Annotated in this window: 24 protein-coding genes, 1 tRNA gene and 3 rRNA genes; 8 read left to right on the top strand and 20 right to left on the bottom strand. The window is 35.7% G+C overall.

The genetic code is table 11. From position 1 onward, the window contains the following. Positions 1–99: 99 nt before the first annotated feature. The 6 genes from B5D14_RS10110 (at position 100) to B5D14_RS10085 (ending at position 5,601) form a co-directional block, all read left to right on the top strand. On the top strand, positions 100–1,866 hold the full coding sequence (locus B5D14_RS10110) for an oleate hydratase (protein WP_078712516.1): 1,767 nt from the start codon (positions 100–102) through the stop codon (positions 1,864–1,866). Positions 1,867–1,932: 66 nt separating this feature from the next. Then, positions 1,933–2,021 (top strand) — tRNA-Ser (locus B5D14_RS10105). A gap of 73 nt (positions 2,022–2,094) precedes the next feature. After that, a complete protein-coding gene (locus B5D14_RS10100; RefSeq protein WP_078712515.1) occupies positions 2,095–2,619 on the top strand; it encodes a GNAT family N-acetyltransferase in 525 nt (174 codons plus the stop codon). Positions 2,620–2,666: 47 nt separating this feature from the next. Then, positions 2,667–3,545 carry a damage-control phosphatase ARMT1 family protein gene (locus B5D14_RS10095; RefSeq protein ID WP_078712514.1) on the top strand — a complete coding sequence of 293 codons (879 nt, stop codon included), beginning with the start codon at positions 2,667–2,669 and terminating at the stop codon, positions 3,543–3,545. Continuing rightward, entirely contained in the window at positions 3,538–3,912 is a 375-nt protein-coding gene (locus B5D14_RS10090) for a VOC family protein (RefSeq protein ID WP_078712513.1), read from the top strand. Before B5D14_RS10095 ends, B5D14_RS10090 begins: the two co-directional genes overlap by 8 nt. A gap of 108 nt (positions 3,913–4,020) precedes the next feature. After that, complete coding sequence (locus B5D14_RS10085) at positions 4,021–5,601, top strand: tetratricopeptide repeat-containing diguanylate cyclase (RefSeq protein ID WP_159443784.1); 1,581 nt, start codon at positions 4,021–4,023, stop codon at positions 5,599–5,601. A 60-nt stretch (positions 5,602–5,661) separates the two neighbouring features. Here the strand turns inward: B5D14_RS10085 and B5D14_RS10080 are convergent, their stop codons facing one another. Together B5D14_RS10080 and B5D14_RS10075 are read right to left on the bottom strand one after the other, a co-directional pair. Next, positions 5,662–6,081, bottom strand: coding sequence for a cyclophilin-like fold protein (locus tag B5D14_RS10080; RefSeq protein WP_159443783.1), 420 nt, complete (start codon positions 6,079–6,081; stop codon positions 5,662–5,664). Positions 6,082–6,140: 59 nt separating this feature from the next. Continuing rightward, complete coding sequence (locus tag B5D14_RS10075) at positions 6,141–6,683, bottom strand: flavodoxin family protein (RefSeq protein ID WP_078712510.1); 543 nt, start codon at positions 6,681–6,683, stop codon at positions 6,141–6,143. A 150-nt stretch (positions 6,684–6,833) separates the two neighbouring features. Between B5D14_RS10075 and B5D14_RS10070 the strand changes: the two genes are divergently transcribed. Then, positions 6,834–7,487: an HAD-IA family hydrolase gene (locus B5D14_RS10070; RefSeq protein WP_159443782.1), complete on the top strand. Its 654-nt coding sequence runs from the start codon at positions 6,834–6,836 to the stop codon at positions 7,485–7,487. 18 nt (positions 7,488–7,505) lie between these two features. On the opposite strand, the gene B5D14_RS10065 is transcribed toward B5D14_RS10070, so the two are convergent. The 4 genes from B5D14_RS10065 to B5D14_RS10050 all read right to left on the bottom strand — a co-directional run bounded on the left by B5D14_RS10065 (position 7,506) and on the right by B5D14_RS10050 (position 9,900). After that, entirely contained in the window at positions 7,506–7,922 is a 417-nt protein-coding gene (locus B5D14_RS10065; RefSeq protein ID WP_078712508.1) for a VOC family protein, read from the bottom strand. After that, on the bottom strand, positions 7,919–8,602 hold the full coding sequence (locus B5D14_RS10060; RefSeq protein ID WP_159443781.1) for a DNA alkylation repair protein: 684 nt from the start codon (positions 8,600–8,602) through the stop codon (positions 7,919–7,921). Before B5D14_RS10060 ends, B5D14_RS10065 begins: the two co-directional genes overlap by 4 nt. A gap of 94 nt (positions 8,603–8,696) precedes the next feature. Next, positions 8,697–9,068, bottom strand: coding sequence for a metal-dependent transcriptional regulator (locus tag B5D14_RS10055; RefSeq protein WP_078712506.1), 372 nt, complete (start codon positions 9,066–9,068; stop codon positions 8,697–8,699). A 67-nt stretch (positions 9,069–9,135) separates the two neighbouring features. Then, entirely contained in the window at positions 9,136–9,900 is a 765-nt protein-coding gene (locus B5D14_RS10050) for a helix-turn-helix domain-containing protein (RefSeq protein WP_078712505.1), read from the bottom strand. Positions 9,901–10,098: 198 nt separating this feature from the next. Here B5D14_RS10050 and B5D14_RS10045 point away from each other — a divergent pair, with 198 nt between their 5' ends. Beyond that, entirely contained in the window at positions 10,099–10,533 is a 435-nt protein-coding gene (locus B5D14_RS10045) for a GNAT family N-acetyltransferase (protein ID WP_078712504.1), read from the top strand. A 218-nt stretch (positions 10,534–10,751) separates the two neighbouring features. Here the strand turns inward: B5D14_RS10045 and B5D14_RS10040 are convergent, their stop codons facing one another. The 14 genes from B5D14_RS10040 to B5D14_RS09975 all read right to left on the bottom strand — a co-directional run bounded on the left by B5D14_RS10040 (position 10,752) and on the right by B5D14_RS09975 (position 25,584). Continuing rightward, on the bottom strand, positions 10,752–11,267 hold the full coding sequence (locus B5D14_RS10040) for a helix-turn-helix domain-containing protein (protein ID WP_078712503.1): 516 nt from the start codon (positions 11,265–11,267) through the stop codon (positions 10,752–10,754). 155 nt (positions 11,268–11,422) lie between these two features. Further along, the gene (locus B5D14_RS10035) at positions 11,423–12,628 is read right to left on the bottom strand and encodes a 6-phosphofructokinase (protein WP_078712502.1); all 1,206 of its coding nucleotides are present in this window, start codon (positions 12,626–12,628) and stop codon (positions 11,423–11,425) included. Between the two features lie 74 nt (positions 12,629–12,702). Continuing rightward, on the bottom strand, positions 12,703–14,559 hold the full coding sequence (locus tag B5D14_RS10030) for an ABC-F family ATP-binding cassette domain-containing protein (RefSeq protein ID WP_078712501.1): 1,857 nt from the start codon (positions 14,557–14,559) through the stop codon (positions 12,703–12,705). A 9-nt stretch (positions 14,560–14,568) separates the two neighbouring features. Continuing rightward, complete coding sequence (locus B5D14_RS10025) at positions 14,569–15,381, bottom strand: LicD family protein (RefSeq protein WP_078712500.1); 813 nt, start codon at positions 15,379–15,381, stop codon at positions 14,569–14,571. Between the two features lie 91 nt (positions 15,382–15,472). Next, positions 15,473–16,855: an asparagine--tRNA ligase gene (gene asnS / locus B5D14_RS10020; RefSeq protein ID WP_078712499.1), complete on the bottom strand. Its 1,383-nt coding sequence runs from the start codon at positions 16,853–16,855 to the stop codon at positions 15,473–15,475. Between the two features lie 238 nt (positions 16,856–17,093). Beyond that, positions 17,094–17,717, bottom strand: coding sequence for a redox-sensing transcriptional repressor Rex (locus B5D14_RS10015; protein WP_078712498.1), 624 nt, complete (start codon positions 17,715–17,717; stop codon positions 17,094–17,096). 57 nt (positions 17,718–17,774) lie between these two features. Continuing rightward, complete coding sequence (tsaD, locus tag B5D14_RS10010) at positions 17,775–18,782, bottom strand: tRNA (adenosine(37)-N6)-threonylcarbamoyltransferase complex transferase subunit TsaD (RefSeq protein WP_078712497.1); 1,008 nt, start codon at positions 18,780–18,782, stop codon at positions 17,775–17,777. Next, positions 18,775–19,224, bottom strand: coding sequence for a ribosomal protein S18-alanine N-acetyltransferase (rimI, locus tag B5D14_RS10005; protein ID WP_078712496.1), 450 nt, complete (start codon positions 19,222–19,224; stop codon positions 18,775–18,777). Before rimI ends, tsaD begins: the two co-directional genes overlap by 8 nt. Then, complete coding sequence (gene tsaB / locus B5D14_RS10000; protein WP_078712495.1) at positions 19,225–19,824, bottom strand: tRNA (adenosine(37)-N6)-threonylcarbamoyltransferase complex dimerization subunit type 1 TsaB; 600 nt, start codon at positions 19,822–19,824, stop codon at positions 19,225–19,227. Continuing rightward, the gene (tsaE, locus tag B5D14_RS09995; protein ID WP_078712494.1) at positions 19,821–20,273 is read right to left on the bottom strand and encodes a tRNA (adenosine(37)-N6)-threonylcarbamoyltransferase complex ATPase subunit type 1 TsaE; all 453 of its coding nucleotides are present in this window, start codon (positions 20,271–20,273) and stop codon (positions 19,821–19,823) included. Before tsaE ends, tsaB begins: the two co-directional genes overlap by 4 nt. A gap of 42 nt (positions 20,274–20,315) precedes the next feature. Then, entirely contained in the window at positions 20,316–20,588 is a 273-nt protein-coding gene (locus tag B5D14_RS09990) for a GNAT family N-acetyltransferase (RefSeq protein WP_078712493.1), read from the bottom strand. Between the two features lie 109 nt (positions 20,589–20,697). Further along, positions 20,698–20,811: ribosomal RNA gene (gene rrf, locus B5D14_RS09985) — 5S ribosomal RNA — on the bottom strand. Between the two features lie 91 nt (positions 20,812–20,902). Then, positions 20,903–23,805, bottom strand: a 23S ribosomal RNA gene (locus B5D14_RS09980). A 254-nt stretch (positions 23,806–24,059) separates the two neighbouring features. Continuing rightward, positions 24,060–25,584: ribosomal RNA gene (locus tag B5D14_RS09975) — 16S ribosomal RNA — on the bottom strand. Together the 16S, 23S and 5S rRNA genes form the textbook arrangement of a ribosomal RNA operon. Positions 25,585–25,693: the final 109 nt, after the last annotated feature.

Below are 25,693 nucleotides of genomic sequence, written 5' to 3'. Positions count from 1 at the left end.
GAAGAGTTTGTCTAAAAACTAGACACTCTTCTTTTTTTGTCTATGTTTTAGGTTGAGTATACGTTTTATTATTGATTCATAACCAAGGAGGAAAATAATATGTATTATAGTAATGGTAATTATGAAGCTTTCGCAAAACCTTTAAAACCAAAGGATGTTGATTTAAAATCTGCATACTTTGTAGGAAGTGGTTTAGCATCAATGGCAGGAGCATGTTTCCTTATACGTGATGGTCAAATGAAAGGTGAAAATATTCATATCTTTGAAGAACTTAATATTGCAGGTGGTGCTTGCGATGGAATAAATGATCCCAACAAAGGATTTATTATTCGTGGTGGAAGAGAAATGGAAAACCACTTTGAATGTCTATGGGATTTATTTCGCTCTATTCCTTCATTAGAAACACCGGATGCCTCTGTATTAGATGAGTTCTACTGGTTGAATAAAGAAGATCCAAACTATTCCTTATGTCGAGCTACTCTTCATCAAGGAGAAGATGCAAAAACAAATAACAAGTTCAATTTATCGCAAGAAGCATCCATCCAAATCACTAAATTATTCTTAACAAAAGATGAAGATTTATATGACAAAACAATTGATGATGTTTTCGATGAAGAATTCTACAAATCAAATTTCTGGTTGTATTGGCAAACCATGTTTGCATTTGAAAAATGGCACAGTGCATTAGAAATGAAATTATACATTCAACGTTTTATTCATCATATTGGAGGATTACCAGATTTCTCAGCATTAAAATTTACCAAGTATAACCAATATGAATCTCTTATTCTCCCTATGCAAAAATACCTAGAAGCACATCATGTACATTTTATATACAACACAAAAGTAATCGATATTAAATTCGAAACTACCGATGAAGTAAAACGCGCAAAACAAATTCTTATTGAACAAAACAACCAGCTAAGTCAAATTGATTTACTCGATACTGATCTTGTCTTTATTACGAATGGTAGTTGTACTGAGAATTCAACTTTGGGTGATGATCAACATGCACCTATATTAAATACACAACCTGGCGGTTGTTGGGAGTTATGGAAGAAGATTGCTGCGCAAGATGATGCGTTTGGTCATCCTGAGAAATATTGCACCGATATTGATAAAACCAATTGGGAATCCGCAACAATAACACTAAATGACAATAAGATAACACCTTATATTGAAAAGATATGCAAACGTGACCCCCATAGTGGCAAAGTTGTAACTGGTGGAATTGTTACAGTTAAAGATTCTAGTTGGCTATGCAGTTGGACCATCAATCGTCAACCTCATTTCAAGAGTCAACCTGACAATAAGATAGTGATTTGGTTCTATGGACTTTATACAAATGTACCCGGAGATTATATTAAGAAGCCAATGAAAGAGTGTACTGGTAAAGAAATCGTGATGGAATGGTTATATCATATTGGTGTCCCTACAAATCGTATTGAGGAATTTACAGAATCAACAACTTGTATCCCTTGCATGATGCCTTATATTACTTCATTCTTTATGCCACGTACTCAAGGTGATCGTCCTCTTGTTGTACCAAATGGAGCTATTAACTTTGCATTCATTGGACAGTTTGCAGAAACAAAAAGAGATTGTGTCTTTACAACAGAATACTCAGTAAGAACAGCTATGGAAGCTGTATACACTCTTCTTGATATTGACCGTGGTGTGCCTGAAGTCTTTGGATCTTGTTATGATGTACGTTGTCTTCTTGATGCTACATCAAAATTAATGGATGGTGAAAAGATAACTAGCCTTAAAGTACCCTTCATTGTAAAGATGTTTGAAAAGAAAGCATTTAGTAAAGTCAAAGGCACAATGATTGAAGAATTATTAGACCGTTACAAATTACTTTAATGAAAGATGATTGGATTTATTTCCAATCATTTTATTTTCCAATGACTTGCATTATACTATAGATACGGAGAAATACCCAAGAGGCTGAAGGGACTGGTTTCGAAAACCAGCAGATGTGCAAGCATGCGGGGGTTCGAATCCCTCTTTCTCCGCCAATTTATTGAATTATTTAACTAAAATGATTTACTTGAAGTTATTTATATATAATAAATTTTACGGAGGTATTTTATGAACAAATGCTGCTTAGTAAAACCGAACTCAACAGATGAAAATGCGATACACAATTTAATGGAAAGATGGAAAATTTTTGGTGGTCGAATGAATCCAGGATTGCTTTGGCACTTTGATGGGAATTATTTTGAATGGTTGAGGTATTTAACGAATTGGGAAAATGGCATAGATATTGGAGAAGAAGTTCCACAAACATTGTTTCTTCTTAAGCGCGATGATGGAGCAATCTTAGGTGCAGTATCTATAAGACATTATCTTAATCATACAAATATCATAGATGGTGGACACTTGGGTTATGGTATATGCCCTGAATTTAGAGGATTTGGATATGGTGATATCATTCTTAAGCTTGCATTAAAAAAGCTATTGGAGATGGGTATAGAGAAAGTTCTTGTAACGTGTGATTTTGATAACTATGCTTCACAAAAGGTGATATTAAATAACGGTGGTGTTTTGGAAAATCAAGCACTTGATGAGGATGGAATTACAGTCAATCGTTATTGGATAGACAATACAAAATAATGAGCGCACTGTAATCATCAACATGGTACAATTTAAAAGAGGTCTATATGAAAATAAATGAAAAATGCTTACCCTGCTTAGTTAATCAAGCAATTAAAATATGTGAAATCACTAAGATTGAGAATCGTGAGCAATTATATAAAGACCTATTTCTTTATTTAAGTACACTCGATTTTTCAAAATCAAATCCAGAAGTGATTGGTTATACTTTTAGACTCTTAAAGAAGTACACTACCAATTTGGATCCATACTTAGAGATAAGAAATTATTATAATACTTTATTTCTTAACAAATCTGATTATTTTCAATCACTAATCAATTCTAACTCAAACTCTTTTAATCAAGCTTTACTGATTGCGACTATCGGTAATATTATTGATTTCAATCCAATTCATCAGTCAACAGAAGAAGAGAAATTAAAATGGTTTGATAGGATAAATGAAAAAGTATTTACAATTAATCATTCAGATAAATTAATTCATGATATTAAAAATAGTAAATCACTTCTTTACCTTGGTGACAATTGTGGTGAGATTTTCTTAGATAAACTATTTATAAAGAAAATAAAGGAAGTTAATCCCCAACTAACCATTTATTTTGGTGTGCGTGGTGCACCAGTAGTAAATGATTCAATTGAGGAAGACGCTTACTATGTAGGAATGGATGAAGTTGCTACCATAATCAGCAATGGTGATGATTCGCTTGGAACAGTATTAAGTAGAGTAAGCGAAGATTTTCTAACTCTGTTTAATCAAGTAGATATGATACTATCCAAAGGACAAGCCAATTATGAAAGTTTAAGTGAAGTCACAAACAAAAATATTTACTTTCTATTGGTTACAAAATGTGATGTTATTGCGAATGATATTGGTGTTCCTACTCAATCCATAATTTGCATGAACAATAAGGAGAATCCTCATGAATAAAGAAGTAAAACTAGGAAATATCATGATTGACTGTAAGGATGATTTAATTCTTCAAGAATTTTATCATCAGTTATTGCATTGGGAAAAAGTGAATTTATATGGATGTCTTGGAATAAAAAGTTCTACTGGAATCTTGTTTTTATTTTCAAAGGAAGAAGATTTTATAGAACCCGTTTGGCCAGAAGAAGAAAATAAGCAACAAAAACAAATTCATTTTGACTTTCAATTTAATAATATTGAAGAAGCAAAAATAAAAGCAATTCAACTTGGTGCACACATTGCTTCAAATCAATATGGCGATACAGATTTTATTACTATGATTGATCCTTCTGGGCATCCATTCTGTATTTGTAAGAGTGATGAATAGAAAACTTGCTTTGCATAGGATATACGAGTATATTTATTCATAATTACCCTTTTTAATAAATTTAGTTTACACTTACTTATAGAAACCAATTCAATGGGAGGCATTACTATGGATACAACCTTAACTCAAGCAGGAACACTGATTGATACTATACTAAAAGTTAGATTCACTGACTTAGAGCTAGAAAAAAAATGCTGTGAAGAATTGTTGGAATTCGCAAATCATGAAGGATCAACTTATGCAAAGGCTTTTGCCTATACTTATTTAGGTGATTACTACTTAGCTATGAATGATTCAATTCAGTCAGGAAAGTATTTAACAATTGCTCGTAATTTTTGTAGTACGAAAACATATCCTGAGCTTTACATGAAAACATGTCATCTACTTGGTTTCTATTATCATTTAATCAATGATGAACAAAACGCTATCCAATATTATATGGAATCTCAATCCATTGCACAGGAATTAGGAAATACATATCAAATCTGTAATGCTTGGAACAATATTGCAGACATGTATGAACAACATGATGATTATGAACAAGCAAATCATTACTACTTACTTGCATATAAAACAATGATTGAACAAGATTGTAAAGATAATCGTTTGATAACCATGCTAGAATACAATCTTTCCATTGTGAATGGTTATCTTGGTAAGTTAGATGAAATGCAAAGATATTTAACCATTTGTGAGCAATCAACTTATGAAAGTGAAGAAGATAAATCGTTTCATAAACTTTGTTACCAATCAGGTCGTTGTCTTCTTGAATCATTTAAAAACAATGCGGAAGAAGCAATCAATATCGCAAACGAAATTCTAGATAGTAACTTATATGGTCTTGATGATCGCTATTTATTAATCGTATGTTTAATACCAATTGGTCGTGCGGCTGTAAAACTTAAAAATATTGAATGTGCTAAAAGATGTATTGATTTACTTTCGGAAAACTGCACAATCAATGAAGTATTACTAATGCAACGATTCATTGATTTAAAAACTATGTTTGCACAAACCTTTGCGCCAAAGGATGAACTTTTAAAAAGTTATGAAGACTATTATGCAACAATGCATAATGTACTAAAGGCGGAAGGTGAAGTTCGTGTTCTAGGAATGAATGCAAAGATTAATCTTCTTGAAATGATAAAAGAACACGAGAGTACGCTTAAAGAAAATGAGCGACTAGCTGATGAAATAAATTTAGATGAACTTACTGGACTTTATAATCGAAGATATTTTAATCTTGTTACACAACAAAATCACTTAGTAGTAGAACGCTTTGGAATTATTATGGTCGATATCGATTACTTTAAACAATACAATGATACCTATGGTCATGTTAGTGGTGATTTTGCTCTTCGTGAAGTTTCATTTGCACTTAAAAAATATGAAATTCCTAACATTATACCTTGTCGCTATGGTGGAGATGAATTTATTTGTATCTGTTTAAATAAAACAGATGAACAAATCGAAGACTACATCACTAATGTTGCATCCCGTATCAAGAATCTATCAATACCGCATGAAAATTCAGAATGTGAATCCATACTAACACTATCTATAGGATATAGTAATCTAAGCCAAAGCCTTTATGATGATTTTGAGATTGCGATTAAACAAGCAGATAAAGCATTGTACTCTGCAAAGGATTGTGGAAGAAATTGTTTTAAGAAATATAGTGCTCGCTAATCCAATTTTATTTGCTATAAAATCTATATAAGTAAAAATAGTCTTACACAATGTGTAAGACTATTTTGCAAATGTAACCTCAATTGATGTTGATGCCGCAATTACTTGAAGACCATCGGTATTTTTAATTGTACCTAGCTTTGTATATGAAAAATTACTTTGAAATGATTTATAAAATAATACAATACAGTTATTACCATACAACATAAAATCACCTGGTTGAATAGTTTCTGGATTATAGGAATCACTTGGCAAAGCAGCATCAAGATAAAAATATTTCTCGTTATTGTTTAAATCATCCATCTGAATAGTTAAGGGTAATAAATCTATGAATGCTCTTGTTGTATTGTTATCTTCTAATATGATTTCATATTCAATTTCGTTGATTGTTGCAGTTATCATCATTTGTTCAACTCCTTCATTAAACTCTTCTGGTTGATTTTCTTCTACATTTAAATCTTGATTGACTTGATTTTGCATACATCCACTAAGCAGGAAGCAAGAACCTAGAACAATAAAAGATTTAAAGATATCTTGTATCATGCCTGTTTTCCTAGTTGGTATGCTTCAAGTAAATAATTTGAATGTTCCTTCATATCACCAACATCTGTGACACCAATCGCTTTTACTACACCTTTAAGGGCTGAACTTTCAAAGCATTCAATCCAGCCTTTCAATCCTTGAATTGCATAATCCATTGCGGTATCCTCTTCTTCAGCAGCTGATGCTAAAAAATAAATATCCTTAAATTTATACTCTTTTGTAAATAGTGGATTCAAACGATCTAATAATGTTTTCATTTGACCACTCATTTCATAGAAATAGATAGGTGTTGCAAAAACTAAAACATCACTCTCAAGTACCTTCTTTTCAATTGCAATGGCATCATCCTTAATAACGCATTCTTTTGTCTTTTGACAAGCAAGACAACCTTTACAAAAATTAATTGTCTTATCAATTAGACTTATTTGTTCAACATCATGTCCTGCATCTGTAGCACCTTTATAAAATTCATTTGCTAGTAATTCTGAATTCCCATTTTTTCTTAAACTTGTCGATATAACTAATATTTTTTTACTCATCTGTTTTCTCCTTTAATTAAGATAAGTATATTGTTATTCTATTACTCATTCAAATACTTATAACTCATATGTTGATATACTTAAAAAGCATAACTTTTAAGCTAGAACACCACAATAGTTTCCCTTATAATGATGTTGAGGATGAATAAGATGAAATATAAAAATGTAATTTGGGATTTTGATGGCACTTTGTTTGATAGCTATCCTGCAATGGTGGAATCTTTTCATCTTGCATTGAAAGAATTTAATATTGATGAAAGTTTAGAGCTAATCGAATCACTAATGAAAATATCTGTTTCAACAGCTACTGACTATATCACAAAAAAATATAATTGTTCCTCTTTTATATCACGATTTAACGAAATACGTAAAAATATAGAAAACGATAAATGTGCCCCTTATCCAGATACATATAAAACATGCGAAGCCATAGTGAATCAAGGTGGAAAGAATTTTATATTCACACACCGAGGCTCATCTACTTTTGAATTATTAGTAAAATATAATTTAGATACGCTCTTCACCAAATGTATTACAAAAGAAAACGGATTTGATAGAAAACCAAGTCCTGATGGAATAGAATATTTAGTTACCAAATACAAATTAGATAAAAGCGAAACCATCATGGTTGGGGATAGGGAGCTTGATATTTTGTCTGGTTTCAATGCTGGTATCAATACTTGTTTTTACAACAATGAGAATAAACCACCTATATCAATCGCAACCCTTACAATTACAAATCTCTTTGAGATTACCTTAGTTGATTCGATTTGTTTTAATCAACCAATAGTCTTGAAGAATTGAATGTTCAAAAAAAAAGAGCTATTGCTCTTTCTCAAGATTAAATTGCCATCCTACGCCGTATTTATCTTTTACATACCCATACAATTCACTGAAGAATGCTTCTTCAAGTGGCATAACGACAAATCCTTCTTTAGCTAACTTATTAAACCATTGAGTTAGCTTTTCTGCATCTTTTGTTACTACCGTCAAACTCAAGTTATTTCCTACAATAAATTCCATTCCTGGCATCGTATCAGAAAACATCAATTGACTTCCTTCTATCATCATATTTGCATGTAATACTCTATTTTTTAAATCATCTGACATTGGATATCCTGGATTACCAGGCATATCACCAAATTTCATAATCTTAGGTTCAACTTCAAATACATTTGCATAATATTTTACTGCTTCTTCGCAATTTCCATCAAAATTAAAATACACATTTACGCTCATTTTTTCACCTTTTCTTTCTTTTTGGCTAAGCCCACACGTATCCATTCTAACGCATAAGGTGATGTACAACCTTTTGATACTTTCATTTCTTTATAAACACCAAGTTCTTCTCCAATTTTTAAACACTTCTTTGTATAATTTGGATAATGTATTCCAATTTCACATAAAGCACGATTCATTACTTCTTGCTTTTTAATTGAAGTGTCTTTTAACTCTTTTTGAATAACATCAAGATATTCATCAATTTTTTGAGGCAAACATTCATTGCCTAATAATTCTTTGACAATTAGATACCAGCCACCTCTACCTAAAATATCTTGTTTACTCTTACTCCATTTATCTAAGAAGTATTCTCTATCTTTATGTTCAAATACGACATCGTCAACAAATTCATCCATTAAATAACAGAAATCGATTTGCTTCGCTAACATGTCTATCTCTTTTTTACTCATTTCCTCTGGATCCATTATCATTACAGCTAACATACGTGTATCTAGATTTTCGATAGCCCATAATGAAATAGCTAGACTCTGATTAATACCAATTTCATTCGCCAGTTTTCGTAATACTCCCATAGGAACACCAAACTGTGGTAGCAAATTTCCATTTTTCTCATTCACTTTGATTCTTGTTGGATTGGATTGGGTTTGTAAAACATCAAGTATCTCATCAATACTCATCATATCACCTACTTTTTGATACAATTCATTTATAACATGCAAATTTTAGTTTCACAACGAAAGTGATTACAAGAAAAAAAAGAAGATTTCTCTTCTATTTCTTTATTGATAAATAATACTTTTTAATACAATCAAAGGTAACATCACTCAGTACATGTTCAATTCGACATGAGTCTTGATATGCTGTTTCTTGATCAACACCTAAGTCCATGAGTAATTGTGCTACCATTTCATGACGTTCATACACTTTTTCAGCCAATTCTACACCCTTTTCAGTTAAGGTAATATAACCATTCCCATCAACTTGAATTAACTCATTTTCTCTAAATTTTTTCATTTGTTCACTTACAGACGGTTTTGAAAATCCCATTTCGTTTGCTATATCAATGGATCGAACATTTGTCATTTTCTTATGCAATACCAAAATAGTCTCTAAGTAGTTTTCTGCAGATTCTTGTATTTTCACTTGATACCTCCGACACTTATAACTGCTTTGAGTATAGCATATTCAAATTTCATATTCAAACCATGGACTACTTGTACATTTTTCCTACTACATAAGTTGGAATGACTATAGTGAAAATCAAATAAGCTCCTAAAATAGCCTCTAGTGTTGAATAATTAAATAAGACATAGGCACTTTGCAGATAAATAATGATAGGTGCAATAATTATATAGCTTGCAGTAGAAATACATACTGTATCGATTATTTTTTGCCAATTATTGTTATTTAATGCTAAGCCAGCAATATGAAATCTTACCCCATACTGGCTATAAAAACTAATTTTATTATTATCATAATAAATCGGTAGTTTTGTTTTTACAAAGAAAGTAAAATAACTCAGTAAAAGTAATGCTACTATCATCATTGGAAATCTACTTTTCAATAAAGTCTCTGGGAAATAATTGTTATTAATAAGATAAGTTATTTCCATAACCATGATAACCAAGGATACTAAAAATAGGATATTTCTATATGTACGACGTTTATCCATGAATTCATTTTCTTTATTTGAAATTTCAAGTGAATTGTGTAGAATGGTATTTATTTCATCCACATGCAACGTATCATTCATATCTATTTTCTCACTATGGTAAAGTTCAGTTAATGAAATATTATAGAAATTGGCTATTGGTTCTAACAATGTAATATCTGGAAAAGATAATCCCCTTTCCCATTTACTTACAGCTTTATCTGATACACCTAAATGTTCAGCAACATCTTTTTGAGTTAAGTTTTTTTCTTTTCTTAATTCTTGAAGAAATTCACCAAACTTTTGATTGTTAATTGTATTCATACTATCCCTCCTACAACAAGCATATTCAGTTTATCTTATTTTTCAACCGACTGTTAGTAGAATATTGAATTCTTGTTGAATTCATCTTTATACACTATACTAATTCTAATGGAAGGAGTGATGTTTTATGAAATTGTACGTACTAAACACAGGGAGGATTTGTGTTAAATAATCCTCACAATCAAATGGAGGAAAATAATGATTGAATTAAAAGAAGTGAATATTGAAAATTTTTGGGAAGTTATTTCTCTTGATGTTTTAGAAGAACAGAAAGAGTTTGTTGCATCAAACGCTGTATCAATCGCTCAAGCATATGTTCAAAAAGAGTTAAAACCACAAGCAGTCTACTACGCTAATCAACTAGTAGGCTTTGTAATGACATGTATCGATCGAGATGACCACGAGTATTGGATTTATCGACTTATGATTGATTCACAACTACAAGGTAAAGGTTATGGAAAAGCAGCTTTACAATTAATAATTCAAAGCATTCAATCTGACAAAACAAAACATTGTATTTATTTAGGTGTAGAACCTGAAAATAACATTGCAGTGAAACTCTATCAATCCTTTGGATTTGAATTCACTGGTCAAGTTTGTGGCCATGAGAATATTATGTGTTTGAAATACTAAGCAATCTTCGGACTGCTTTTTATTATAGATAAATTATCCGCATGACATCTATATTTAGCAACTATTGCGAGTAACCTATTAATGCATTTACCACATATGAATAAACTTTGATATGACTAACTTATTATGTAAGAACTTGCACTTCATGGGAAGTGCTTTTTCATCACAAATAAAAAGCAATCAATCTATATATGATTAACTGCTCAACAAACTGAAATTTATCTCTTTTTATAAGTGAATACAATTCCAATGATAGATCCAATAAAAATGAATGGTGCTACTCTTACAAATAAAAATTCAAAACCATGTAATAGAGTACCTGCAATTGCAAACTCTGGATTATTAAAATCCCAAGTCAAATATTCACTACGCATAGCTGCAAAAGCAACAAATAATACTAAAATAATTGTACATACTGATGTAAGCAAGTAACGAATTATCCGAATTCTCATTTCATTTCTTTTAGCAAGTTGAAGATTGATAACCTCAAGTTTTTCTGAAATACTCTTTAAATCTCCTTCATTCAAACATTGTTCCAGTACAGTTTCTCCAAGTAAGATACTTACAGAAGTATCCAGTTCATCAGCTAGTGATACAAGCATACTTGAATCAGGAACGGATAGTCCTTTTTCCCATTTAGATACTGTTTGCCTTACTACATTTAACTTGATAGCCATCTCTTCTTGCGATAGTCCTTTTGCTTTTCGTAGGTTTCTAATATTTTCATTCAACATAACCTATTCCTCCTTTGTGTTGATACAACTATTAAATATCAATATAACCGTTGCCACAAGCAACACAAATTAACATCTGTCATTACTGCATCAAATTCTAAATTGCTAGTTAAAAACGATATTTTCACCTAAAAAAGAGCCCGCAGGCTCTTTAATTAACGCATGTAATAAGGTTTTACGTATGCAGGAATTCCATTTTCCATGATAATTACTGGTTCACCTTGAATTAGTGGACGTAAGTAACTATAAGCTGCATCACTGATTCCACGGTAGTTTGGAAGAATCCATTCTGCTGGGAAGTTTTTAACATGGTTAGCTACATTTGAAGCATCTGTTGCAAAGAATTCAACATCATATTCAGCTGTATCTTTACGTTTAACACCAACCATTTTTCCAGTGAATGCTTTATCCATAGATCTCATATGAGCACTCATACCTAATTTGAAGCTTTCTTCAACGTCTACTAATGATTGTTCAGAAGCATGACAACGTTGAGCAGTTGATAAGTCTTGAACTTTACAACGAGAAGCTGTACCTGTTTCAAGAATTAAGTTTTTAATTGCATTACCAGCACCACCAAGAATTGCATGACCAAAACCATCATTCTTAGCTTCACCAGCTGCAAGGTAAGTTCCATCAGCGTAACGAACACCTTCAGAAACTACTACATAACATTTATTTTTTTCTTCGATGCATTTCTTAACTTCTGCTAAGAATACTTCTTTGTTGAATGGTTGTTCTGGAAGAACTACTAAATCAACAATTCCACTTAGACAACTTGAAGCTGCAAGCCATCCAGCATCTCTACCCATTGTTTCAAGAACAAATACTTCTTGACGAGTATAAACATTTACATCTAACCAAGTTTGCATTGCAGTAGTTGCAATGAATTTTGCTGCTGATGCAAATCCTGGACAATGGTCAGTAACCATTAAATCGTTATCTACAGTTTTTGGACAACCAACAAAACGACGGTTAGTAATTCCTTTAGCTGCTGCATATTCACTTAATGCTGCAACTGTATCCATTGAATCATTTCCACCTGTGTAGAACAATGTTTCAATATCATATTTTTCCATAACTTGGATTAATTTTTCGAAATCTTGTACATTTTCTCTTTTTAATTTATAACGGCAAGAACCTAATGCACTTGATGGTGTTTGACGAAGAATACGATTTTCATTTTCACTCATATGAGTTAAATCAACTAATCTTTCATTAAGAATTCCTTCAATACCATTAAGTCCACCATACACAGTATCATAAACTGGGTTTAATTGGTTTGCTTTAACAACACCCGCAACAGTTGCATTAATAACTGATGAAGGTCCACCTGATTGTGCTACTAAACAATTTGACATTTAATTTTCCTCCTAAATTCCAAAACTATTATACACTAAACAATAGTGCTTTGAAACAACAATTGTTAAACCTTTCACGAAAACTCACTCAACTCTTCCCATTTTTCCATCAATTGATTTAGCTCATTGTGAATTTGGTCGATTTCTTCATCTAAATCATTCATTTTTTCATAATCATGATAGTATTCAGGGTCAAATCGTAGTTCTCTTTTTGCTTCCAATAATTCTTCTTTTTCACTAATTAAACCTTCGATTTTCGCTATTTCTCGTTTTGCATTAATTGGTTTTATTTTTGGTTTTTCTGCTTCAATCTTGATTTTCGGAGCTTGTTTTACTTCTTCTTGTTTATTTCCATGATCTAAATATTCTTGATATCCATAAGGATAAAAATGAGCACCTGAGTCATCCAGTAACAAAACAGAAGTTGCTATCTTCTTAATAAAATAACGGTCATGTGACACGAATAAAATGGTTCCTTCAAATCCTTTTAATGATTCTTCGAGCGCTTCTTTTCCTTGAATATCTAGATGATTTGTAGGCTCATCTAGTACTAAAAAATTGGAATGTTTTAAGAGAAGTTTAGCAAACGATAAACGAACTTTTTCGCCACCACTTAATACATCAACTGTTTTAAAAACTTCGTCTGAACTAAATAAGAACTGGCCTAATACTGAACGAATTGTTGTTCTATCTAAATCAGGATAATCATCCCATAACTCTTCAAGTACAGTTTTACTTGTGTTAAATTGCGCTAATTGCTGATCAAAATAACCCACATCGATTTGATGCCCCAGTAAATAATTACCAGATAAAGCTGGGATAATTGACATAATTGTTTTTAAGAAAGTTGACTTGCCTGTCCCATTTGCACCTAGAATCGCAATACGTTGCCCAGATAGTACTTCTAAATTAATCTTGCTAAGTGGTTTGTCATAACCAATCACTAAATCTTCTACTTCAAGTACACGTTTACCTCCCTTTGCATGTGGAGTAAAATGAGCATGGAATGTCTTTGTATTACCTTCTTGTGGTTTATCAATTCTTTCCATACGGTCTAAGTATTTAATTTTAGATTGCGCAAAAGCCGCTTTACTTCTTTTATATCTAAACTTTTCTATTAATGCTTCTAATCTCTCAATTTCTTTTTGTTGACGCTCATAAGCCCTACCTTGTTTCTCATATTCAAGCTTCTTCTGTTCAACATAAGAGGAATAGTTACCAATGTATTTACTCATTTCTCCATACTCAATTTCATACACAACTTCTGCAAGTTGATCTAAGAAAGTACGGTCATGACTGACTAATACGACTGCTTTTTCATATCTTTTCAAGTAACCTTCTAGCCATTCAATTGTTTCTAAATCCAAATGGTTCGTTGGTTCATCCAGCAACAAGATATCTGGTTTACTAAGTAAGAGTTTTACAAAAGCTAACCGAGTTCTTTGTCCTCCAGAAAATGTTTCGATTCTACGATCTAATTCTTCTTTAGTAAAGCCAAACTTCGTAAATACTTGAAGTAATTCTGCTTGATAGTTATAACCATTCATTTGCTCAAACTTTTCTTGAACTTGTGCAAATTTTTCTAATATTTTCTCAGAATGATCGGTTGTCATTCTCTCTGTTATTTCTTCTAATTCTTTCTTACAGTCAAAGATAGGTTGAAAAACTAAATTCATTTCTTCTTGAACTGTTCTTTCTTCATCACTAAAAGTTGTTTGTGCTAAATATCCTATTGTTGTACCACTTAGCTGATGAATTGTACCTTGATCCAATTCAAGTTCATGCGTCATGCATTTCAATAGAGTTGATTTACCACAACCATTTCTTCCAACGATTGCTATCTTTTCAGTATTCTTTATTTCAAACTGGATGTCCTCGAAGACTGTTTGTGCTCCGAAATATTTACATCCTTTATTTATTTGATAAAGCATATCTCTCTCCTATAATTCAATATCTACAATATGTTTCGGTGCTCTTTTTTCAACAGGAGGTAATGTATTATAACTTGGTGCTATTGCTGTACACAAATATTCATGTGGATGATTCGCAATGGGTAACTTTGTATCTTCAAAATCTACATATTGCACAGGAAATATGTCTTCTTTTTTAAAGATAAATGGATGAAATGGCGTTTTAAACGTCCATGTTAAATCAAACCCAATATACTCTGATCCCTTATTTAAATTACCATACATTCTTGCATTTGACATAAACCAGCGCTTCAAAAACACGGGGTTGATATGAAGCATGTCAATACCAATCAAAAATGGCATTAAAGCTTGATTAAGTAAGCGAAAAGGTAAATCCACAAACTTATTAGGAGTGCAGTAATCATAAACAAAAACATCCACGAATAAACCATCACTATCCGTACAACGATTTGGCAAAAGTGTATTTACTTCTTTTAAGTAAGTACCTTTTTTCCTAATTTTCATTCCCGGAATTAGTACATTGTAACGTTTGTCTGTATCAAAACATTGAAAGGTATACTCTACTGGTAATTCTTTCTTAAGAACTTCAATAAAACGCATATAATCATCTTTCATCATTGCAATATCTGCATCATCATCCCAAGGAATGAAACCCTTATGGCGTACAGCACCTAATGCTGATCCACCATTTAACCAGTAAGGAATATCATTGCGTCTACATAGTTCATCAATGTCTTTTAACATTACAAGCAAAACATCTTGTACATCTCTAACCGTTATTTCGCTTCCATCTGCATTTGTTTTTAATACATATTTTTCCATAAAGCACCTCGATTACTATTGTAATGCATATTTCCTTTAAATGAAAGGCTCTGTTTAAAGTAAAAGCGATGTCATTAGACATCGCTACAAATTAAAAGTTTAAGTTTCTTGGTGTTCTTGCAAATGGGATGACATCACGAATATTTTGCATACCTGTAACATACATAATAAAACGTTCAAATCCTAGACCAAATCCAGCATGTTTACATCCACCATAGCGACGTAAATCCAAATACCAATCAAGTCCTTTTTCATCAACACCCATTTCTTTCATTCTTTGTCTTAATACATCAAGTCTTTCTTCACGTTGAGAACCACCTACTAATTCTCCAACAGATGGCACAAGTAAGTCACATGCAGCTACGGTCTTACCATCATCATTTAAACGCATATAGAAAGCCTTAATATCTTTCGGGTAATCAGTTAAGAAAACCGGACCATTTACTATTTTTTCGCAAATGTAGCGTTCATGTTCAGAATTTAAATCCATACCCCATTCAACTTTATTTTCAAATTTTACATCTGCTTTTAGAAGATGATCAATTGCTTCTGTATAAGGCATGCGTACAAAATCAGATGTACGAACTTTTTCTAATCTTTCTAGTAAAGTCTTATCGACGAATTCATTGAAAAATTTCATTTCTTCTGGACAGTTATCAAGTACATAGTCAATACATGATTTCACCATATCTTCAATTAAATCCATATCATCTAGTAAATCTGCAAAAGCCATTTCTGGTTCAATCATCCAGAACTCACTAGCGTGTGTTGTTGTATTTGAATTTTCAGCTCTAAATGTAGGTCCAAATGTATAAACATCACGAAATGCTAATGCAAATGCTTCAGCTTGAAGTTGTCCTGATACTGTTAAACTTGCATGTTTACCAAAGAAATCTTCCTCATAGTTATCATCTTTACGTGTTGTAACAGTAAATACTTCACCCGCTCCTTCAGCATCATTTCCAGTGATTAATGGTGCATTGACATAGACGAATCCTTGGTTTTGGAAGAATTCATGAATTGCCATTGCAAGAACTGATCTTATTCTAAATACAGCATTAAAAGTGTTTGTACGTGGACGTAAATGCCCAATTTCACGCAAGTATTCAAATGAATGACGTTTCTTTTGTAGTGGATATTCGTTATCACAAGCACCTTCCAATAAGATTTCAGTTACTTGTAATTCGAAAGGTTGTTTCGCCTCAGGTGTTAGTACAAATTTTCCAGTTACTTGAATTGCAGTTCCTGTTAAATACTTAGAAATCGCATCAAAATCTTTTAATGAACTTGAATATACAAGTTGAATACTTTTAAAATAAGTACCATCATTCAATTCAATAAAACCTACAGATCCATTGTTTCGATTTGTGCGAATCCATCCTTCACATTGGACATACTCAATTTGGTCAATTTCCATTGTATCCCCTGATACAACTAATTCATAAAGCTCTCTTACTGTCATGAATGTTAACATAGTTTCTCTCCTTTTAAATAAAAAAAACGTCCCTAACAAGGAACGTAATTAACACGTGGTGCCATCCTATTTCGTATAACGAAAGTTATACCTTTAAAACGTTAACGCCGTCAACGAGGTTGTCTACTTAATTCTCCAACCTGGCTCAAAAACTGTTACAATCTCTACTTTTCTTTTTCTAGATTTCACCATCCTAGAATCTCTTTGAAAGTCCACTAGAGCGCCTTTTTATCATCGCCTAATCTTTAAATGAATTTGTTTCAAATACTAACTCTTGAATACTTGAAACAACATCAACTGTTTTTACTACAATATTCTCAGGAACTTGAAAGTGTTCATGAGTAAAATCTACTATACCAGTAATCCCATAAGAAATCAAGAGGTCAACTGTTTCTTGAATGTTCTTTGAGATACAAAGAATCGCAATACGACACCCTTCTGGTAATTTTTCTTTTAATTCATTCATATGATACACTGGAACAGATGCCCCAGTGACATGCTCAGGCATCAAGTCAAATGCACAAACAATCTCACCTACAACATTATTCCAACGATTATAGTTTAGAAGTGCTTTTCCTAAGTTACCTGCCCCAACAAGAATGATTTTTTCATCAAATCCTAATCCTAGTTCATCACTAAAGATTTGAATTAAACTGCTTACATCATAACCAAATCCTTGTTTACCAAGATTTCCTAAAAATGAAAAGTCACGACGTATTGTAGTCGATTTAATTGAAACTTTTGCAGCCAAGTCTTTTGACATGATTCTTTGTATGCCATCATCTTGTAACTTGCGTAAAGCCTTCAAATAAATAGGATATCGTTGAAGTGTTGCTTTTGGTACATTTCTATTTTTTTCCATTGTTCATCACCAACCTTAATATATCATAAGAAAATACTTTGTGAAAGATTTATTTTTTTAACAATCAATTTCTTTACAAGGATTCGCACTACAATCTAACGCTCCAAAAAGCTTATGACGATAAGCAACAGAACCTGCAGCACCCATCATTGCAGCATTGTCAGTACAACACCAAAGTGGTGGGATTGTAAGGTGTACTCCCTCAATTGCACCAATCGTTTCTGTCATTTTTTCACGTAATCGTGAGTTAGCTGCAACACCTCCTGCAAGAACTACTTGCTTTGGTTTAAATTCATGTACAGCCTTTTCTGTTTTATTTACTAGCGTATCTAGTGCTGTTTCTTGGAAACAATATGCAAGATCAGCAGGAACTATCGTTTCGCCTTTCTTTTCTTCTCTTTGAATTAATTGAAGTACAGCTGATTTTAACCCAGAGAATGAAAAATCGAGTTCTTTCTCTGTTTTTGGAGTAGGCAATATGTAATGTGCTTTCCCTTCTTTGGCAAGTTTATCAATTGCTGGACCTCCCGGATATGGTAAACCTAAAACTCTTGCGACTTTATCATAGGCTTCACCTATTGCATCATCTTGAGTTGTTCCTAAAATATCAAAACTCCACTCATCTTTCATATAAACAAGTTCAGTGTGTCCACCTGAAACAACTAATGCAAGTAGTGGAAACACTAATTCATCCACAAACCCATTTGCGTAAATATGACCAATAATGTGATGTAGTGGAACAAGTGGCTTGTTGAAAGCCCAAGCTAATGTTTTAGCTGCTTGAACACCCACATGTAGTGATCCAATTAATCCTGGACCTTGAGTAAAGGCAATTGCATCAACATCATTCATTGTTATACCAGCTGTTTTAAGAGCTTCATCAATTACTACAGATATATTTTCAACATGGATTCTTGATGCTACTTCAGGTACAACACCACCATATTTCTTGTGAACATTTATTTGTGATGAAACTACATTGGAACATATCTCTTTTCCATCTTTAATAATTGAACAAGCAGTCTCATCACAACTACTCTCAATCGCTAATATGATCTCACTCATTGCTACCTCCTATCGCTTTCATCATTAAGAAAGCATCTTCATGGTTATCACTATAATATGATTTTCTTGTATTAATCGTGATATATCCAAATTTTTCATATAGTTTTTGTGCGGGAGTATTGCTTACTCTAACTTCCAACGAAAGTGTTTCGCATCCTTCTTTGCATGAACAATCTTCAATGACTTGCATAAGCTGGGATGCATAACCTTTGCCTTGTGCACTTTTTGTAACGCCAATCGTTGTAATTTGGGCTTGTTCATATAATGTCCAAAAGCCACAATAGCCAACAATCTCATCTTCCTCTAATAATACATAATAATGTGCAAATTCATTATTCTCTAATTCGTGTTTAAAATCCTCAATTCCCCATGGAAGTGTAAACAATTCTTTTTCCAACTCTGAAACACGATTTAAATCAGTATGAGTCATTTCTCGAATCATTTATTTTACCAAGTATTCTTCTGATGATTTCAAGTATTCAGGTACTAAGCAATGAATATTCTCCACCTTTTCCCAATAGGGTTTTAATGATAAAAAGGACTCTGCTAAATCCACATAGTTATCTTCTTTTCCAAGAAGTGAACCATCTCCTAATATCTCTTCATCGGGCTTTATAAAATTTTGTATTTCATCTATTGTAAATACGCCTGGTTCTTGCACTACTTCTCCATGATTGTATTTTGCGAAGTACGCTCGTTTACTACGGGCATCAAGTAAAACACAACACTTCGCATGATTACCACTATAAAGTTGCAATGTGTTTAATGCATAACATGGTATGTTTTTTGTAGCACACAATACTTTAGCTATTGTCATCGCAATACGAACACCGGTATAGCTACCAGGTCCTGTCGTTACAACAACTTCTTGAATATCATCTGGTTTTATCTTTGCCTCTTCGCAAAGTTTTACTAGCTCTGGGAAAATAGTTTCAGATTGTTGTTTGAAGCATTCGGTCATTGACTTCTTGATTAATTGATCATCTTGAATTAATGCTAAAGTCAAATGTTTATGACTTGTATCCATGCATAATGTAATCATATTGTTAACTCTCCTAATAATTCTTCATATTGTTTACCATTTGATTTTAATACAAATTCACGTTCATCTTCATCAAGTAAACGAATTTCAATTTCTAAGTATTCATCACCAATTAATTCTTCAATATACATTGGCCATTCAATGACAGTTAATCCATCACCTTGAATCATTTCTTCAAATCCTAAATCTTGATGTAATCCTTCCAAACGGTAGGCATCAAAATGAAATAAATCCATTCTACCATGATATATTTTACAGATTGTAAATGTCGGGCTACTCACTGTTTTCTCAATATTTAAACCCTTCGCAATTCCTTGCGTTAGTGTTGTTTTTCCAGCACCTAAATCACCAGTCAATGTAAATACCATTTGTGGCTTCGCAAGTTTACCTAATTTTAATCCTAATTCTTTTGTTTGCTCTTTAGATTTTGTTATCACTTTTATTTCCATAAATTATCCTCGCTAAAATATTATATCACAAAATGAAAAGCACTAATCTAGAAGTAGTGCTTTAAATTCGGGATGTTCATTAAACCATTTTACGGCAAAGCTACAGGAGCACAATGCTTTGCGATTTGAATTCTTTAATTCATGCGCAACCATCATCATCATTGTACCTGCGACACCCTGTCCTCTTAATGATCCATCCACAAAAGTGTGATTGATGTCCACAACACCTTGTTCTACTTCAGGAAAAGAAATTTCTGCGAGTACATGATCATCTTTTCGAAGTTGAATAAGGTTATTGAACATTTCATAATGCATACCGTCACCTCCGAGTGTACCTAAACTATATTCCTATTTCACTTATTTTCCAACTAAAACGCTCCAAAAACGCAAGAAAAAAGGATATCCGCAAGGGATATCCAAGGTTACCTGGCAACGAGCTAGTTTCACTATGGCGTGCATAGCTATAATCGCCGCTGAAATGCTTAACTTCTGTGTTCGGTATGGGAACAGGTGTGACCATTTCGCCATCATTACCAGATTTGTGAGAGAAATTCTCTCAAAACTAAATAACAGTTTAAGACATTTTTTGTATCTTTCCGAATTGTTGTTGTGTTTGTTTTACTCTTGACGTGATTAAATCCTCGACCTATTAGTATCAGTCAACTCCATACATCACTGTACTTCCATCTCTGACCTATCAACCTCGTCGTCTTCAAGGGGTCTTACTTTCTCAAGGAAATGGGAAATCTCATCTTGGAATTGGTTTCACGCTTAGATGCCTTCAGCGTTTATCCAGTCCGTACTTAGCTACCCAGCCATGCCACTGGCGTGACAACTGGTACACCATCGGTACGTCCATCCCGGTCCTCTCGTACTAGGGACAGCGTTCCTCAAATTTCCTACGCCCACAACAGATAGGGACCGAACTGTCTCACGACGTTCTGAACCCAGCTCGCGTACCGCTTTAATGGGCGGACAGCCCAACCCTTGGAACCGAATTCAGCTCCAGGATGCGATGAGCCGACATCGAGGTGCCAAACCTCGCCGTCGATGTGAACTCTTGGGCGAGATCAGCCTGTTATCCCCAGGGTAGCTTTTATCCGTTAAGCGACGGCCATTCCATACTGCACCGCCGGATCACTAATCCCGACTTTCGTCCCTGCTCGACTTGTAAGTCTCGCAGTCAAGCACCCTTCTGCATTTGCACTCAACGATTGATTTCCAACCAATCTGAGGGTACCTTTGGGCGCCTCCGTTACTCTTTAGGAGGCGACCGCCCCAGTCAAACTGCCCACCTGACACTGTCCTTTGACCCGATCAGGGCCATAAGTTAGAATTTCAAGTAACTAAGAGTGGTATCCCAACGATGGCTCCATTGAAACTAGCGTCCCAACTTCTTAGCCTCCCACCTATTCTGTACATAGTTAATCAAAACTCAATATCAAGCTACAGTAAAGCTCCATGGGGTCTTTCCGTCTAGTTGCGGGTAACCTGCATTTTCACAGGTACTAAGATTTCACCGAGTCTGCTGCCGAGACAGCGCCCAAATCATTACGCCTTTCGTGCGGGTCAGAACTTACCTGACAAGGAATTTCGCTACCTTAGGACCGTTATAGTTACGGCCGCCGTTCACTGGGGCTTCAATTCAAAGCTTCGCCTTGCGACTAACTCATCCTCTTAACCTTCCAGCACCGGGCAGGCGTCACCCCCTATACTTCGTCTTGCGACTTTGCAGAGAGCTGTGTTTTAGTTAAACAGTTGCTTGGGCCTCTTCACTGCGGCTCTCTTTTACAAGAGCGCCCCTTCTTGCGAACGTACGGGGCAATTTTGCCGAGTTCCTTGGCAACAGTTCTCTCGCTCACCTTAGGCTTCTCGCCTTGACCACCTGTGTCGGTTTTGGTACGGGCCGCATCTTGATTAACGCTAGAAACTTTTCTTGAAAGCTGGTATCACAAACTTCGCTACTTGGTCGCCCGTTCACTCGTCGTCACGCTTTTGGATTGACATGCGGATTTGCCTACATGTCTCCTACTTCGCTTAATCCCCAATCCATTAAGGGGTATTGCTAACCTTCTTTGTCATTCCTTCACTCAAGTGCGGGTACGGGAATATCAACCCGTTGTCCATCGACTACGCTTGTCAGCCTCGCCTTAGGTCCCGACTTACCCAGGGAGGACGAACCTTCCCCTGGAAACCTTAGTCAATCGGTGTGTAGGATTCTCACCTACATCTCGCTACTCACACCGGCATTCTCACTTCCAAACGCTCCACCACTCCTTACGGTATGGCTTCAACGCTGATTGGAACGCTCCCCTACCCAATATCTTACGACATTGCCATAGTTTCGGTATTCTGCTTAGCCCCGGTACATTTTCGGCGCAGGGTCACTCGACTAGTGAGCTGTTACGCACTCTTTAAAGGATGGCTGCTTCTGAGCCAACCTCCTAGTTGTCTGTGCATCCCCACATCCTTTTCCACTTAGCAGAAATTTTGGGACCTTAACTGATGATCTGGGCTGTTTCCCTTTTGACCATGGACCTTATCACCCACAGTCTGACTGCCGAGTATACAATTCTGGCATTCGGAGTTTGATACCATTCAGTACCCCTAGATGGGGCCATCATGATTTCAGTGCTCTACCTCCAGGTTGCTTACCTCGACGCTAGCCCTAAAGCTATTTCGGGGAGAACCAGCTATCGCCGTGTTCGATTGGAATTTCTCCGCTAGCCACAATTCATCCGCCAACTTTTCAACGGTGGTCGGTTCGGTCCTCCAGTTGGTATCACCCAACCTTCAACCTGATCATGGCTAGATCACACGGCTTCGGGTCTACCATCACGTACTATGTCGCCCTATTCAGACTCGCTTTCGCTTCGGCTCCGTTTCTTCAACTTAACCTCGCACGTATTGGTAACTCGCCGGTTCATTCTACAAAAGGCACGCCATCACCCATTAACGGGCTCTGACTTCTTGTAAGCATACGGTTTCAGGTTCTATTTCACTCCGCTCCCGCGGTTCTTTTCACCTTTCCCTCACGGTACTGGTTCACTATCGGTCATAATGGAGTATTTAGCCTTACCGGATGGTCCCGGCTAATTCCGACAAGGTTTCACGTGCCTCGCCGTACTCAGGATTCCACTAGGTCTCATTCGATTTTCGTCTACAGGGTTTGCACCTTCTTTGACCGACCTTTCAATGCCGTTCGACTAACCGTTTGAGTACCACGTTGTGGTCCTACAACCCCAGTCCTTAGACTGGTTTGGGCTCTTCCCCTTTCGCTCGCCACTACTTAGGGAATCATTTTTATTTTCTTCTCCTACAGGTACTAAGATGTTTCAATTCCCTGCGTTCTCTTCTCACAAGCTATGTATTCACTTGTGGATAACACTGCATTACCAGTGCTGGGTTCCCCCATTCGGATACCCCCGGATCTCTGTGTGCTTACCACTCCCCGAGGCGTTTCGCCGTTCGCTGCGTCCTTCTTCTGCTCATTATGCCAAGGCATTCACCGTACGCCCTTTTTCATTTAATCACTTCGCCACAAGACTGAGATTTCTTCTCGTGGACTTCTTTTTTTAGATTGAACTGTTTTTACTATGTTTTTCCTAAAATCATTTCATTGCTGTTCTGATTTTTGAAATCTAGTTTTTCAACTTTTCGGAAAGACCTTAATATCTGTCTTTCTCTGTTATTCAGTTTTCAAAGAACTTCTGAGAAATCACCGATCTCTCAAAACTAAATAGGAAATAAACGCTTAACTCAATTACTGTACTTCTTTCTCCTTAGAAAGGAGGTGATCCATCCCCACGTTCCCGTAGGGATACCTTGTTACGACTTAACCCCAATCATCAGTCCTACCTTCGACGGCTCCCTCCTTTACAGGTTAGGCCACCGGCTTCGGGTATTACCAACTCTCATGGTTTGACGGGCGGTGTGTACAAGGCCCGAGAACGTATTCACCGCGGCATGCTGATCCGCGATTACTAGCGATTCCGACTTCATGAAGTCGAATTGCAGACTTCAATCCGAACTGAGACAACCTTTGTGTGTTTTGCTCGCTATCACTAGCTGGCTTCACGCTGTAGTTGCCATTGTAGTACGTGTGTAGCCCAGGTCATAAAGGGCATGATGATTTGACGTCATCCCCACCTTCCTCCGGTTTATCACCGGCAGTCTCTCCAGAGTCCCCAACTTAATGATGGTAACTGAAGACAAGGGTTGCGCTCGTTGCGGGACTTAACCCAACATCTCACGACACGAGCTGACGACAACCATGCACCACCTGTATCCTTCATCCTCCCCTATATCTCTATAGGCTTGTCCGGTATGTCAAGACCTGGTAAGGTTCTTCGCGTTGCGTCGAATTAAACCACATACTCCACCGCTTGTGCGGGCCCCCGTCAATTCCTTTGAGTTTCACACTTGCGTGCATACTCCCCAGGCGGAATACTTATTGCGTTAACTGCAGCACTGAGTTTCCCCAACACTTAGTATTCATCGTTTACGGCGTGGACTACTAGGGTATCTAATCCTATTTGCTCCCCACGCTTTCGTGCTTCAGCGTCAGTTACAGGCCAGGCAACCGCCTTCGCCACTGGTGTTCCTCCATATATCTACGCATTTTACCGCTACACATGGAATTCCATTGCCCTCTCCTGTACTCTAGTCGACCAGTTTCTTAGGCTATATGGGGTTGAGCCCCACGCTTTCACCTAAAACTTAATCAACCGCCTACGCACCCTTTACGCCCAATAATTCCGGATAACGCTTGCCACCTACGTATTACCGCGGCTGCTGGCACGTAGTTAGCCGTGGCTTTCTGGTAAAGTACCGTCACTCCTAGATCCTATCCAGGCCGTTCTTCCTTTACAACAGAGCTTTACAACCCGAAGGCCGTCTTCACTCACGCGGCGTTGCTCGGTCAGGCTTTCGCCCATTGCCGAAAATTCCCTACTGCTGCCTCCCGTAGGAGTTTGGGCCGTGTCTCAGTCCCAATGTGGCCGTTCACCCTCTCAGGCCGGCTACGCATCATCGTCTTGGTGAGCCATTACCTCACCAACTAACTAATGCGACATAACCCCATCTATTTGTGTTTCTCACCTTTAATCATCAGAAGATGCCTTCCAATGACCTATCCGGTTTTAGCGTCCGTTTCCAAACGTTATCCCAGTCCTTATAGGTAGGTTGGTTATGTATTACTCACCCGTTCGCCACTAACTTCCAAGAGCAAGCTCTCTTCCGTTCGTTCGACTTGCATGTATTAGGCACGCCGCCAGCGTTCATCCTGAGCCAGGATCAAACTCTCCGTTTGAATTGCTCATTTATGACACTGACTTCTTTGTCAGTTTTATCCTTTTTGTTTCCTTTTTAATTGACGTTCGTTGTTTAATTTCCTATTCAGTTTTCAAAGATCGTTCGCT

Origin of the sequence: Anaerorhabdus furcosa, assembly GCF_900167375.1 — a bacterium.
In the GTDB taxonomy this organism is placed as follows: domain Bacteria; phylum Bacillota_I; class Bacilli_A; order Erysipelotrichales; family Erysipelotrichaceae; genus Anaerorhabdus; species Anaerorhabdus furcosa.
Note: the sequence above shows the minus strand (reverse complement) of the source record. Positions and strands in the feature narration are given on the sequence as shown.

Coding starts and splice junctions, on each gene's coding strand:
- B5D14_RS10110 (WP_078712516.1), top strand. CDS start 100: ATGTATTATAGTAATGGTAATTATGAAGCTTTCGCAAAACCTTTAAAA.
- B5D14_RS10100 (WP_078712515.1), top strand. CDS start 2,095: ATGAACAAATGCTGCTTAGTAAAACCGAACTCAACAGATGAAAATGCG.
- B5D14_RS10095 (WP_078712514.1), top strand. CDS start 2,667: ATGAAAATAAATGAAAAATGCTTACCCTGCTTAGTTAATCAAGCAATT.
- B5D14_RS10090 (WP_078712513.1), top strand. CDS start 3,538: ATGAATAAAGAAGTAAAACTAGGAAATATCATGATTGACTGTAAGGAT.
- B5D14_RS10085 (WP_159443784.1), top strand. CDS start 4,021: ATGGATACAACCTTAACTCAAGCAGGAACACTGATTGATACTATACTA.
- B5D14_RS10080 (WP_159443783.1), bottom strand. CDS start 6,081: ATGCAAAATCAAGTCAATCAAGATTTAAATGTAGAAGAAAATCAACCA.
- B5D14_RS10075 (WP_078712510.1), bottom strand. CDS start 6,683: ATGAGTAAAAAAATATTAGTTATATCGACAAGTTTAAGAAAAAATGGG.
- B5D14_RS10070 (WP_159443782.1), top strand. CDS start 6,834: ATGAAATATAAAAATGTAATTTGGGATTTTGATGGCACTTTGTTTGAT.
- B5D14_RS10065 (WP_078712508.1), bottom strand. CDS start 7,922: ATGAGCGTAAATGTGTATTTTAATTTTGATGGAAATTGCGAAGAAGCA.
- B5D14_RS10060 (WP_159443781.1), bottom strand. CDS start 8,602: ATGAGTATTGATGAGATACTTGATGTTTTACAAACCCAATCCAATCCA.
- B5D14_RS10050 (WP_078712505.1), bottom strand. CDS start 9,900: ATGAATACAATTAACAATCAAAAGTTTGGTGAATTTCTTCAAGAATTA.
- B5D14_RS10045 (WP_078712504.1), top strand. CDS start 10,099: ATGATTGAATTAAAAGAAGTGAATATTGAAAATTTTTGGGAAGTTATT.
- B5D14_RS10040 (WP_078712503.1), bottom strand. CDS start 11,267: ATGTTGAATGAAAATATTAGAAACCTACGAAAAGCAAAAGGACTATCG.
- B5D14_RS10035 (WP_078712502.1), bottom strand. CDS start 12,628: ATGTCAAATTGTTTAGTAGCACAATCAGGTGGACCTTCATCAGTTATT.
- B5D14_RS10030 (WP_078712501.1), bottom strand. CDS start 14,559: ATGCTTTATCAAATAAATAAAGGATGTAAATATTTCGGAGCACAAACA.
- B5D14_RS10025 (WP_078712500.1), bottom strand. CDS start 15,381: ATGGAAAAATATGTATTAAAAACAAATGCAGATGGAAGCGAAATAACG.
- asnS (WP_078712499.1), bottom strand. CDS start 16,855: ATGTTAACATTCATGACAGTAAGAGAGCTTTATGAATTAGTTGTATCA.
- B5D14_RS10015 (WP_078712498.1), bottom strand. CDS start 17,717: ATGGAAAAAAATAGAAATGTACCAAAAGCAACACTTCAACGATATCCT.
- tsaD (WP_078712497.1), bottom strand. CDS start 18,782: ATGAGTGAGATCATATTAGCGATTGAGAGTAGTTGTGATGAGACTGCT.
- rimI (WP_078712496.1), bottom strand. CDS start 19,224: ATGATTCGAGAAATGACTCATACTGATTTAAATCGTGTTTCAGAGTTG.
- tsaB (WP_078712495.1), bottom strand. CDS start 19,824: ATGATTACATTATGCATGGATACAAGTCATAAACATTTGACTTTAGCA.
- tsaE (WP_078712494.1), bottom strand. CDS start 20,273: ATGGAAATAAAAGTGATAACAAAATCTAAAGAGCAAACAAAAGAATTA.
- B5D14_RS09990 (WP_078712493.1), bottom strand. CDS start 20,588: ATGCATTATGAAATGTTCAATAACCTTATTCAACTTCGAAAAGATGAT.